13 protein-coding genes and 1 riboswitch are annotated in these 11,935 nt (G+C 57.9%); of the genes, 7 read left to right on the top strand and 6 right to left on the bottom strand.

The window, feature by feature from the left end:
• Nucleotides 1–336: 336 nt before the first annotated feature.
• Both purH and purD read left to right on the top strand, forming a co-directional pair.
• Nucleotides 337–1,926 (top strand): bifunctional phosphoribosylaminoimidazolecarboxamide formyltransferase/IMP cyclohydrolase, encoded by a 1,590-nt coding sequence (gene purH, locus HCH49_RS19385; RefSeq protein ID WP_033146979.1) that lies wholly within the window; start codon nucleotides 337–339, stop codon nucleotides 1,924–1,926.
• A gap of 15 nt (nucleotides 1,927–1,941) precedes the next feature.
• Entirely contained in the window at nucleotides 1,942–3,234 is a 1,293-nt protein-coding gene (gene purD, locus HCH49_RS19380; RefSeq protein WP_213788325.1) for a phosphoribosylamine--glycine ligase, read from the top strand.
• A 47-nt stretch (nucleotides 3,235–3,281) separates the two neighbouring features.
• On the opposite strand, the gene HCH49_RS19375 is transcribed toward purD, so the two are convergent.
• The 6 genes from HCH49_RS19375 to nudC all read right to left on the bottom strand — a co-directional run bounded on the left by HCH49_RS19375 (nucleotide 3,282) and on the right by nudC (nucleotide 7,634).
• Complete coding sequence (locus tag HCH49_RS19375; RefSeq protein ID WP_221703246.1) at nucleotides 3,282–3,974, bottom strand: DUF1481 domain-containing protein; 693 nt, start codon at nucleotides 3,972–3,974, stop codon at nucleotides 3,282–3,284.
• An 11-nt stretch (nucleotides 3,975–3,985) separates the two neighbouring features.
• Nucleotides 3,986–4,258 carry a nucleoid-associated protein HU-alpha gene (hupA, locus tag HCH49_RS19370; protein ID WP_002445246.1) on the bottom strand — a complete coding sequence of 91 codons (273 nt, stop codon included), beginning with the start codon at nucleotides 4,256–4,258 and terminating at the stop codon, nucleotides 3,986–3,988.
• Between the two features lie 186 nt (nucleotides 4,259–4,444).
• Nucleotides 4,445–5,035 (bottom strand): YjaG family protein, encoded by a 591-nt coding sequence (locus HCH49_RS19365; RefSeq protein ID WP_033146983.1) that lies wholly within the window; start codon nucleotides 5,033–5,035, stop codon nucleotides 4,445–4,447.
• Between the two features lie 41 nt (nucleotides 5,036–5,076).
• A complete protein-coding gene (gene nfi, locus HCH49_RS19360) occupies nucleotides 5,077–5,748 on the bottom strand; it encodes a deoxyribonuclease V (RefSeq protein ID WP_023309979.1) in 672 nt (223 codons plus the stop codon).
• A 9-nt stretch (nucleotides 5,749–5,757) separates the two neighbouring features.
• A complete protein-coding gene (gene hemE / locus HCH49_RS19355; RefSeq protein WP_029742041.1) occupies nucleotides 5,758–6,822 on the bottom strand; it encodes a uroporphyrinogen decarboxylase in 1,065 nt (354 codons plus the stop codon).
• 38 nt (nucleotides 6,823–6,860) lie between these two features.
• Entirely contained in the window at nucleotides 6,861–7,634 is a 774-nt protein-coding gene (gene nudC / locus HCH49_RS19350) for an NAD(+) diphosphatase (protein ID WP_033146985.1), read from the bottom strand.
• A gap of 95 nt (nucleotides 7,635–7,729) precedes the next feature.
• On the opposite strand from nudC, the gene HCH49_RS19345 reads away from it, so the two are divergent.
• From HCH49_RS19345 to thiS, 5 genes are all read left to right on the top strand, one after another.
• Nucleotides 7,730–8,227 carry an Rsd/AlgQ family anti-sigma factor gene (locus tag HCH49_RS19345; RefSeq protein WP_023309976.1) on the top strand — a complete coding sequence of 166 codons (498 nt, stop codon included), beginning with the start codon at nucleotides 7,730–7,732 and terminating at the stop codon, nucleotides 8,225–8,227.
• Nucleotides 8,228–8,281: 54 nt separating this feature from the next.
• Nucleotides 8,282–8,393: riboswitch (TPP riboswitch) on the top strand.
• Nucleotides 8,394–8,471: 78 nt separating this feature from the next.
• The gene (gene thiC, locus HCH49_RS19340) at nucleotides 8,472–10,367 is read left to right on the top strand and encodes a phosphomethylpyrimidine synthase ThiC (protein ID WP_023309975.1); all 1,896 of its coding nucleotides are present in this window, start codon (nucleotides 8,472–8,474) and stop codon (nucleotides 10,365–10,367) included.
• Entirely contained in the window at nucleotides 10,367–11,008 is a 642-nt protein-coding gene (thiE, locus tag HCH49_RS19335) for a thiamine phosphate synthase (RefSeq protein WP_064673103.1), read from the top strand. Before thiC ends, thiE begins: the two co-directional genes overlap by 1 nt.
• Nucleotides 10,995–11,750: a HesA/MoeB/ThiF family protein gene (locus HCH49_RS19330; protein WP_182931417.1), complete on the top strand. Its 756-nt coding sequence runs from the start codon at nucleotides 10,995–10,997 to the stop codon at nucleotides 11,748–11,750. The genes thiE and HCH49_RS19330 overlap by 14 nt, the downstream gene beginning before the upstream one ends.
• A complete protein-coding gene (gene thiS, locus HCH49_RS19325; protein ID WP_033146989.1) occupies nucleotides 11,734–11,934 on the top strand; it encodes a sulfur carrier protein ThiS in 201 nt (66 codons plus the stop codon). Before HCH49_RS19330 ends, thiS begins: the two co-directional genes overlap by 17 nt.
• Nucleotide 11,935: the final 1 nt, after the last annotated feature.

Raw genomic sequence — 11,935 nt, 5'->3', positions numbered from 1 at the left:
AATTTTTCTCTTCAACCGACCGCGTTGTCTGTGAAGTGATTCACATCCGCCGTGTCGATGGAGGCGCATTATAGGGAGTTCTCGGCTGGCCGCAACCGCTAAATGTCAGAAAAATGACTGACTGCTGCATTCCACAGCAAAACCCCGCCTTATACCTTTTTACACACAGACTTATCCACAATGATACGAAAAAGTGAAAATGTGCGAGCGTTGCGCAAACGTTTTCGTTAAAATGCTCGCGCTTAATAAGGATGCCCCGTCAGGTGTGTTAGATGAGTTTTTCGCAGGAAAATTCATCTAACGCTCTCTGTAATCGTGAAATCCAGGGGATTTACCATGCAACAACGTCGTCCAGTCCGCCGCGCTCTGCTCAGTGTTTCTGATAAAGCCGGTATCGTCGAATTCGCTCAGGCACTTTCCGCACGCGGTGTGGAGCTGCTTTCTACAGGCGGTACCGCTCGCCTGTTAGCAGATAAAGGTCTGCCGGTAACCGAAGTGTCCGATTACACCGGTTTCCCGGAAATGATGGATGGACGCGTCAAAACTCTGCACCCGAAAGTGCACGGCGGTATTCTTGGCCGTCGCGGTCAGGACGACGCCATTATGGAACAGCATGACATCGCCCCAATCGACATGGTTGTCGTTAACCTCTACCCTTTTGCCCAGACCGTTGCTCGCGAAGGCTGTTCTCTGGAAGATGCCGTAGAGAATATTGATATCGGCGGCCCAACCATGGTGCGCTCCGCGGCCAAGAACCATAAAGATGTGGCCATCGTCGTAAAGAGCAGCGATTACAACACCATTATTAATGAGATGGACGCCAACGAAGGGTCCCTGACTCTGGAAACGCGTTTCGACCTCGCCATTAAAGCCTTCGAGCACACCGCGGCGTACGACAGCATGATCGCCAATTACTTCGGTAGCCTGGTGCCTGCTTACCACGGTGAAAGCAAAGATCCTTCTGGCCGCTTCCCGCGCACCCTGAACCTGAACTTCATTAAGAAGCAGGATATGCGTTACGGTGAGAACAGCCACCAGCAGGCAGCCTTCTATATAGAAGAAGAGGTAAAAGAAGCCTCTGTTGCGACCGCTCAGCAGGTTCAGGGCAAAGCGCTCTCTTATAACAACATTGCTGACACCGACGCCGCGCTGGAATGCGTGAAAGAGTTCAGCGAGCCGGCCTGCGTTATCGTTAAGCATGCGAACCCATGCGGCGTTGCCGTGAGCACCTCTATTCTGGATGCCTACGATCGCGCGTACAAAACCGACCCGACCTCCGCGTTCGGCGGCATTATCGCCTTCAACCGCGAGCTGGATGCTGAAACCGCACAGGCCATCATCTCCCGCCAGTTCGTTGAAGTGATCATCGCGCCATCCGCATCCGAAGAGGCGCTGAAAATCACCGCGGCAAAACAGAACGTGCGCGTGCTGGTTTGCGGCCAGTGGGCAGAACGCGTGCCGGGCCTGGACTTCAAGCGCGTGAACGGCGGCCTGCTGGTTCAGGACCGCGATCTGGGTATGGTGACAGAAGCCGACCTGCGCGTGGTAACCAAACGTCAACCGACCGAACAGGAACTGCGTGACGCGCTGTTCTGCTGGAAGGTCGCGAAGTTCGTCAAATCCAACGCCATCGTCTACGCCAAAGAAAACATGACTATCGGGATAGGCGCAGGCCAGATGAGCCGCGTTTACTCCGCGAAAATCGCGGGCATTAAAGCAGGCGATGAAGGTCTGGAAGTGAAAGGCTCCGCCATGGCTTCTGACGCCTTCTTCCCGTTCCGTGACGGTATCGACGCGGCTGCTGCAGTGGGCATCACCTGTGTGATCCAGCCTGGCGGCTCAATTCGCGACGACGAAGTGATTGCCGCTGCCGACGAACACGGCATTGCAATGATCTTCACCGACATGCGCCACTTCCGCCATTAATTCCGGGAGCAGAAAATGAAAGTATTAGTGATTGGTAACGGCGGACGCGAGCACGCTCTGGCGTGGAAAGCGGCGCAGTCTCCGCTGGTGAAAACAGTTTTCGTAGCACCGGGCAACGCCGGTACCGCGCTGGAACCCGCGCTGCAAAACGTGGCTATCGGCGTGACCGATATCCCGGCGCTGCTGAGCTTTGCCCAGAGCGAGAAAATCGATCTGACGATTGTGGGCCCGGAAGCGCCGCTGGTGATTGGCGTCGTCGATGCGTTCCGCGCGGCGGGTCTGACAATCTTCGGGCCTACGGAAGGCGCCGCGCAGCTGGAAGGCTCCAAAGCCTTCACCAAAGATTTCCTCGCGCGTCATAACATCCCGACGGCGGAATATCAGAACTTCACCGAAGTGGAGCCAGCCCTGGCCTACCTGCGTGAAAAAGGCGCGCCGATTGTGATCAAGGCCGACGGCCTGGCCGCTGGTAAAGGCGTGATCGTGGCGATGACGCTCGAAGAAGCGGAAGCCGCGGTTCAGGATATGCTGGCGGGTAACGCCTTTGGCGACGCGGGCCACCGCATCGTGATCGAAGAGTTCCTCGACGGTGAAGAGGCCAGCTTTATCGTGATGGTCGACGGCGAGCACGTTCTGCCGATGGCCACCAGCCAGGATCACAAGCGCGTGGGCAATGGCGATTCCGGCCCGAATACTGGCGGAATGGGCGCTTACTCCCCCGCTCCGGTAGTGACTGACGAAGTCCACCAGCGCACCATGGATCGCGTCATCTGGCCAACCGTGAAAGGGATGGCGGCGGAAGGCAACACCTACACCGGTTTCCTCTATGCAGGTCTGATGATCGACAAACAGGGTAACCCTAAGGTCATCGAATTCAACTGCCGCTTTGGCGATCCGGAAACGCAGCCCATCATGCTGCGCATGAAATCCGATCTGGTGGAACTGTGTCTGGCAGCCTGCGAAGGCAAGCTCGACGAGAAAACCTCAGAGTGGGACGAGCGTGCGTCTCTGGGCGTGGTGATTGCGGCGGGTGGTTACCCGGGCAACTACAACACCGGGGATGAGATCCACGGCCTGCCGCTGGAAGAGATTGACGGTGCGAAGGTGTTCCATGCGGGTACGAAGCTGGCTGACGACGATCGCGTCCTCACCAACGGCGGACGCGTGCTGTGTGCGACCGCGCTGGGCCATACCGTGGCAGAAGCGCAGAAACGCGCCTACGCGCTGATGGCGGATATTCACTGGAACGGCAGCTTTAGCCGTCAGGATATCGGTTATCGCGCGATTGCGCGTGAGCAGGGAGAGTAATTTCCCCCTCACCCTAACCCTCTCCCTCAAGGGAGAGGGGATTTAAATCAAAAACTTTTTTCCGTCGGCTGCCAGGTGCAGAAGTCTTCGTTCGCCACCAGCAGCAGCTGAGAGCCTTCCGGCGCTTCCAGCCACGCCAAACTCACCTCCATTGATGAATGACGCTGACGGCGTTGAATGTGTTCTGTTGCCCAAGATTCGAGCTCAGGCTTGACCGTCTGTCCTTCGCAGGTTGTCACCGTCCCATCGGCATGCCAGCGCCCCTGGCGCAGCACAACGCGTCCCAGACGAAGCGCATCGCTGGTCTGGCGGATTTGTTCGGCACGATAACGGTAGAGAGCGATCTGATCGCTGGAAAGCTGCTGTTTTTGGCCGCTGACTTCGCGCTGCATAAAGCTCAGCTCGCCATGGTCGTCAAAACGCACTTTCACGTGTTCGGGGGTCTTGCTGTAGACGTTCAGTTCAATCAGCGACAGGTCATCTCCCTGCCAGCGATATTCCGCAGTCGACGTATTGCCGTTATGCCACGGGCTGAAGGCAGAAAGCAGATGCACTTCGCCGCCGGAATCTTTGCGCCAGATCCTCACAGCACCCTGGTTGTCCGCGTAGCCGCTGGCGGTAAACGGCGGCAGGGAGGTGTCGTGGCTGCAGGCTGACAGCAGCAGCATGCCTGCCAGCGCGAGCGTTCCACGCCAGAAAGACAAAAGGGGCGTTGCCGCCCCTTCGCTAAAACTGTTCACTGCCACGCGTCTTACTTAACAGCGTCTTTCAGTGCTTTACCAGAAACAAATGCCGGCACGTTAGCTGCGGCGATTTTGATTTCTTTACCGGTCTGCGGGTTGCGGCCAGTACGCTCAGCGCGGTGGTTCACTTTGAAGGTACCGAAACCAACCAGTTGCACAGCATCGCCTTCTTTCAGAGACTCAGTAATAGCAGCCAGGGTAGATTCCAGAGCAGCTTTAGCCTGCACTTTAGACAGATCAGCCTTGTCCGCAATTACATCAATCAGTTGAGTCTTGTTCATAAGTTATCCTTTCAATGTGTTTATCGCTTGCTAAGCATCGAGTGCGACGAAAATGCCAAAAAAGCACTCTCCTGCATACACGCACCGATAGCCACTTTTTTTCGCCCCCCAAATGTAGACCAGACAAGGGGCGAAAGGGAAGAGTCGAGGAGCGACAAAACGGGCGTTATCTCAAGATTTATTGTCTCATTGGTTAAAAATTATACCAATATTGCTCTCCGCAGCCTCTCGTAAGTCCGCGCGCAGCCCTTTTATCAGCTCAATATCGCGTTCTTCACACTCTGCCAGCAGGCGGAAAATTTCCCACTGAATGTCCCATTCTTGCTCAACCGCCGGGTTTGCACGCAGCTCTTCGTCGGTCATCTCGCGACCTTCCTGGGTCATTTCCAGCATCGCGACGGTCGTAATCGATGCCTTACTGACTTCAATTGCGTGCTCCAGCGTTTCACCGCTCAGACGGGAGTGAAGCAGTTCGCTTAACGCCACGCAGGCATCAATCGCCGGGTAGACACCGTACAGGTCAAAATCATCCGCAGCCGGAATAGCCTCTTCCAGCTTTTCCAGCTGGGAGTCGAAGTTCACCTTCGCGTCTTTTACCGTCAGCGTTTCCCAGATCAGATCCAGAATGCGGCGGTAGATATGGCCATCACCAAAGCCCGTCTCCTTACAGAACGCGGCATAGTTGGGATACATGCGCTCGCACAGGCAAGCCATAAACGTCACGTGCTGCCAGCTTTCAAGTTTCTCAAGGCGCAGGTGAATCGGGTTTTGTAGCATGATGATCTCTCGAATCGAAAATTAGGCGCAGTTTACCTGAATCATCGCTGAATTTCCTGCCAACGAACAAAAGCCGGACGCGAAGAGGCCACGGCATCTGCCCAGCGCGTCGGCTCCGGCAAGCGGTAGCCCTTCATGCAGCGCTGCACCCACGCCAGGGCGCTGTCCATGCTCACCCGGTGCCCCGTGGCGATAAAGAGCGGGTTACAGCGCGCCTTGCTGCGCCAGACCCACGCTAGCTGCTCACCTTTATGGATAAGCGGCGCCAGCGCGCCCGGCTCGGCAGAAAGAGGTTCAAATGCGCCGCACAGGCGTTTCTTGGCAACGCCAATGGTCGGCACATCCACCAGCAGACCAAAATGGCTGGCAACGCCTAAACGGCGCGGGTGTGAGATACCGTGTCCATCGACAAACAGCAGGTCAGGTTTTTGCGAGAGTTGCTCCCACGCTGCCAGCAGCGCGGGATATTCGCGGAAGGAGAGAAAGCCCGGAATGTACGGCATGGTGGTCGCGATACGCGCTACCTTGTACTCCACCAGCTCAAGCGAAGGATATTTCAGTACCACCATCGCCGCTCGCGTCACTTCCCCACCCTGCTCGAATCCGACGTCTGCTCCGCCAATGTACTGCGGAGGATCTTTATCCAGACGATCCTCGCGGATCACCGATGAGGCCAGTTCGATTTGTTGAGCGCGTAGCGACGCGAGATCCATAACCACTCCTTACTTGTGATACTGGGCAGAAAGCCGATGCACCGCCTCCACAAATACGCCTGCGTGTTCTGGCGGCACATCCTGATGAATGCCGTGGCCGAGGTTAAAGACGTGGCCTTCACCCTGGCCGAAACCAGACAGTATAGTCGACACTTCTTCTTCAATGCGCGCTGGCGGCGCATAGAGCATGGACGGGTCCATATTGCCCTGCAGCGCCACTTTGTCGCCCACGCGACGGCGCGCATCGGCGATATCGGTGGTCCAGTCGAGGCCCAGCGCGTCGCAGCCGGTTGCCGCCATCGCTTCCAGCCACTGACCGCCACCTTTGGTGAACAGCGTCACCGGCACGCGGCGGCCTTCGTTTTCACGCAGCAGGCCGTCGACGATTTTGTGCATGTAGTACAGGGAGAACTGCTGATAATCGCGCCCGGTCAGCACGCCGCCCCAGGTATCGAAAATCATCACCGACTGCGCACCCGCCTTAATCTGCGCGTTCAGGTAGAGGGTGACGCTCTTCGCCAGCTTATCGAGCAGCGCATGCAGGGCCAGCGGCTCGGCGTACATCATCTTTTTAATCATGGTGAAGGCTTTGCTGCTGCCTCCTTCAACCATATAGGTCGCCAGCGTCCACGGGCTGCCGGAGAAGCCAATCAGCGGCACTTCACCTTTCAGCTCGCGGCGAATGGTGCGCACGGCGTTCATCACGTAGCCCAGCTCGCCTTCCGGATCGGGGATCGGCAGCTTATCCACGTCGGCTTTGCTTTTGATTGGGGAGGTGAAACGCGGACCTTCACCGGTTTCGAAGTACAGGCCAAGGCCCATTGCATCCGGAATGGTCAGAATATCCGAGAAGAGGATCGCAGCATCCAGCGGGAAGCGGCGCAGCGGCTGGAGCGTCACTTCGCAGGCCAGCTCGGCGTTTTTGCACAGCGACATAAAATCGCCCGCCTGCGCGCGCGTGGCTTTGTACTCCGGGAGATAGCGTCCCGCCTGGCGCATCATCCACACCGGGGTGACATCAACGGGCTGGCGCAGCAGCGCACGCAGATAACGATCGTTCTTCAGTTCGGTCATTTTTGCAGTTCCTTAAGCGTCATGGCCTCAGTGTAACACTACTCATACTCGGCCCGACACATCGCCACGGTATCTTCTATCAGGCGACGTGCCACGGTGCCCGGCGGAGGTAACAGCGGTAGATCGTCGTAGCGATACCAGTTTGCTTCCAGCAGCTCTTTCTGGTCGATAACGATCTCGCCGCTGTCGTATTCGGCCATAAATGCCGTCATCAGAGACTGCGGGAACGGCCACGGCTGGGAGGTAACGTAGCGCAGGTTCTTCACTTTGATCCCGCTCTCCTCCATCACCTCGCGCGCTACCGCCTGCTCCAGCGTTTCGCCCACCTCGACGAAGCCGGCCAGCACGGTGTGAATGCCGTTGCGATGGCGGGTATGCTGCGCCAGCAGGATGGAATCCTCCCGGCGGATAGCGACGATAATGCACGGCGCTATCTGCGGATAGTAGCGTTCGCGGCAGTGGCTGCAGAGCATCGCCCACTCGGTTTTGCTCGGGCGCATGGTATGACCGCAATAGCCGCAGTATTTATGCGAGCGGTAAAATTCAGAAAGCTGCACGCCGCGCCCCGCCAGCTGGAACAGCCCCACGTCCAGATCCAGCACCTGGCGCACCGATCCCATATCCTGGCGGCGGGACTGTTGGATCAACCACACCGGCTCACCCTGCCACTCGCCGATCTTCAGCGCAGGCTGGCCGACGAGATCGAACGCCTCAGCTGCACCGTAGGGGATTTCCCCGGCAGGAAGCCATAATTTTTGTTCGTGACTGACGATCCACCAACCAAGATCTGATTTTTCAATAATACGATCCATATCTATTGCACTACCTTCGCTTCACTGACATGTTGTTAGCATTGTGGTTACATTCTGGATAAGCAGATTCAATCCTACATTTTGCGGAGTCGACCATGTTAAACCAGCTGCAAAGCCTGACTGAGCGCGTTAGAGGAAATAACAAACTGGTGGATCGCTGGCTACATGTACGCAAGCATCTACTCGTGGCTTATTACAATCTGGTCGGTATTAAGCCTGGCAAAGAATCGTTTATGCGACTGAATGAAAAAGCGCTGGATGATTTTTGTCAGGGCCTGGTCGACTATCTGTCCGACGGCCATTTCAATATTTATGAACGCATTATCCGCGAAATGGAAGGGACAACACCCTATTTAGCGGCCAGCAAGCTCTATCCCCTTCTGGAAGCCAACACCCAGCAGATCATGGATTACTATGATTCCGCGCTCGAGAACGCTATCGACCACGATAACTATCTTGAGTTTCAGCAGGCGCTATCCGACCTCGGCGAAGCGCTGGAAGAGCGATTCACGCTGGAAGATAAGCTGATCGCCCTCGTGCTGGACAATGATTTGAACATCAGTAACGAAGAGAACGTCGCGCGCCCTGCTTGAGTTCTTCACCGTTAACGAGTAATTTACAACCATTCGCCCCTCTCACGAGGGGGATTTTTCTTGTCGGAGTGCCCAGCGCCTGAAAGCGCGGGCTGAGACCGTTAATTCGGGATCCGCGGAACCTGATCAGGCTAATACCTGCGAAGGGAACAAGAGTCACACTGCTGTTGTATCGCCTGAGGGCGATCCTCTCTTGCTTCATCCGTCGTCTGACAAGCCATGTCCTTCACTTTTGGAATGAGCTATGTCTACTGCAAAACTGACCCGCCGCGAACAGCGCGCACAGGCCCAACACTTCATCGACACGCTGGAAGGCACCGCTTTCCCGAACTCGAAACGCATCTACATTTCCGGCTCGCAGGCCGATATCCGCGTCCCAATGCGCGAAATTCAGCTTAGCCCGACGCTTATCGGCGGCAGCAAAGATAACCCGCAGTATGAAGACAACGAAGCCGTGCCGGTATATGACACCTCCGGTCCGTACGGCGATCCTGATGTTGCCATCAACGTCCAGCAGGGTCTGGCTAAGCTGCGCCAGCCGTGGATTGACGCGCGTAACGACTGCGAAGAGCTGAGCGTCCTGAGTTCTGCGTATACCAAAGAGCGCCTGGCCGACGACGGTCTGGACGAGCTGCGCTTTACCGGCCTGCTGACGCCAAAACGCGCTAAAGCGGGCAAATGCGTGACCCAGCTGCACTACGCGCGCCGGGGCATCGTCACGCCGGAGATGGAGTTCATCGCCATTCGCGAAAACATGGGTCGCGAGCGCATCCGTAGCGAAGTGCTGCGCTATCAGCATCCGGGTGAAGGCTTTGGCGCTCGCCTGCCGGAGAACATCACGCCGGAATTTGTGCGTGACGAAGTGGCCGCAGGCCGCGCGATTATCCCTGCTAATATCAACCACCCGGAATCCGAGCCGATGATTATCGGCCGCAACTTCCTGGTGAAGGTCAACGCTAACATCGGTAACTCGGCCGTCACCTCCTCCATCGAAGAAGAGGTGGAGAAGCTGGTCTGGTCCACGCGCTGGGGCGCGGACACGGTAATGGATCTCTCCACTGGCCGCTATATTCACGAAACCCGCGAATGGATCCTGCGTAACAGCCCGGTACCGATTGGCACCGTCCCGATTTATCAGGCGCTGGAGAAGGTCAACGGCATCGCCGAAGACCTCACCTGGGAAGCGTTCCGCGACACGCTGCTGGAGCAGGCCGAACAGGGCGTGGACTACTTCACCATTCACGCGGGCGTGCTGCTGCGCTACGTGCCGATGACGGCAAAGCGTCTGACCGGCATCGTCTCGCGCGGCGGTTCCATCATGGCGAAGTGGTGCCTGTCACATCATCAGGAAAACTTCCTCTACGAACACTTCCGCGAGATCTGCGAAATCTGCGCCGCGTACGATGTCTCTCTGTCGCTGGGCGACGGCCTGCGTCCGGGCTCTATTCGCGACGCGAACGACGAAGCGCAGTTTGCCGAGCTGCACACGCTGGGCGAACTGACCAAAATCGCCTGGGAGTATGACGTGCAGGTGATGATTGAAGGCCCGGGCCACGTGCCGATGCAGATGATCCGCCGCAACATGACCGAGGAGCTGGAGCACTGCCACGAAGCGCCGTTCTACACCCTGGGGCCGTTGACCACCGATATTGCGCCGGGCTATGACCACTTCACGTCGGGCATTGGCGCGGCGATGATCGGCTGGTTCGGCTGCGCGATGCTCTGCTACGTGACGCCAAAAGAGCACCTCGGCCTGCCAAACAAAGAGGACGTGAAGCAGGGGCTGATTACCTACAAAATTGCCGCCCACGCCGCGGATCTGGCCAAAGGCCATCCGGGCGCGCAAATCCGCGATAACGCCATGTCGAAGGCACGCTTTGAATTCCGCTGGGAAGACCAGTTCAACCTGGCGCTGGACCCGTTCACCGCCCGCGCCTATCACGACGAGACACTCCCGCAGGAATCAGGCAAAGTCGCGCACTTCTGCTCTATGTGCGGGCCGAAGTTCTGCTCGATGAAAATCAGCCAGGAGGTGCGCGACTACGCCGCCGCGCAGACCATTGAAGTGGGTATGGCGGACATGTCTGAAACCTTCCGTGCCAAAGGCGGCGAAATCTACCTCAAAAAAGAGGAGGCGTAATGTATAAGCCCGATTTCCCGCCCGTCCCCTACCGTTTAGGGCTCTATCCGGTGGTGGACAGCGTGGAGTGGATAGAGCGCCTGCTGGAGACAGGCGTTCGAACGATCCAGCTGCGCATCAAGGATAAACGCGATGACGAGGTGGAAGCCGATGTGGCTGCCGCCATCGCGCTTGGCCGTCGGCATAACGCCCGTCTGTTTATCAACGATTACTGGCGGCTGGCCGTTAAGCACCAGGCGTACGGCGTGCACCTGGGTCAGGAGGACCTGGAAACAACGGATCTGAGCGCTATCCGCGAAGCCGGGTTGCGTCTTGGCGTTTCAACGCACGATGACATGGAGATCGACGTGGCGCTGGCGGCCCGTCCCTCTTACATCGCGCTGGGTCACGTCTTCCCGACGCAAACCAAGCAGATGCCCTCCGCACCGCAGGGTCTGACGCAGCTGGCGAGTCACGTTAAACGCCTTGCCGATTACCCTACCGTCGCCATTGGCGGAATCAGCCTTGAACGCGCCCCGGCGGTGCTGGAGACCGGCGTCGGCAGTATCGCCGTCGTCAGCGCCATCACCCAGGCCGCAGACTGGCGGTTCGCCACCGAACAGCTGTTACAGCTGGCAGGAGCGGGTGATGAACGATCGTGATTTTATGCGCTACAGCCGTCAGATCCTGCTGGAAGATATCGCCATCGACGGACAGCAAAAGCTGCTCGCCAGCCGGGTGCTGATTGTCGGTCTGGGCGGGTTAGGCGCGCCCGCCGCGCTTTATCTGGCTGGTGCAGGTATCGGTACGCTGGTGCTGGCCGACGACGACGAGGTTCACCTCAGCAACCTGCAGCGACAAATCCTCTTCACCACCGAGGATATCAACCAGCCAAAAGCGCAAATTACCCGGCAGCGCCTGAACCAGCTCAACCCGGATATCGCGCTGATTGCCCTGCAGGATCGGCTCAGCGGTGACAACCTCAGCCGTGAGGTCGCCCTTGCCGACGTGGTGCTGGACTGCACCGACAACATGGCGACGCGCCAGGCGATTAACGCCGCCTGCGTGGCAAATAATACGCCGCTTATCACCGCCAGCGCGGTGGGGTTCGGCGGGCAGATGATGGTCCTGACCCCGCCGTGGTCGCAGGGCTGCTATCGCTGTCTGTGGCCGGATGATGCAGAGCCGGCGCGCAACTGCCGTACGGCGGGCATTCTGGGTCCGGTGGTCGGCGTAATGGGCACAATGCAGGCGCTGGAGGCCATCAAGCTGCTCAGCGGCATGGAGACGGAACGCAATACGCTGCGGCTGTTTGATGCCCGCTCCAGCGGCTGGCGCCATCTGGCGTTACACCGCGCCAGCCGCTGCCCGGTATGCGGAGGCCGCGATGCGCATTCTGTTTAACGATGAGCCGATGAAATGCGACGACGGGCTCACCGTTGCGGCACTGCTCGACAAGCTGCGCCAGCTCAAGCCGGGAACGGCGCTGGCGCTCAATCAACAGATCCTGCCGCGCGAGCAGTGGGAACACCAGCAGGTCAATGACGGCGACCAGATCCTGCTGTTTCAGGTTATCGCAGGGGGCTGAG

The sequence above is a fragment of the Enterobacter sp. Y17 genome (genome assembly GCF_019730495.1).
Taxonomy (GTDB): domain Bacteria; phylum Pseudomonadota; class Gammaproteobacteria; order Enterobacterales; family Enterobacteriaceae; genus Enterobacter; species Enterobacter asburiae_B.
The sequence above is the reverse complement of the archived record's forward strand: the minus strand, read 5'-3'. Positions and strand labels throughout refer to the sequence as shown.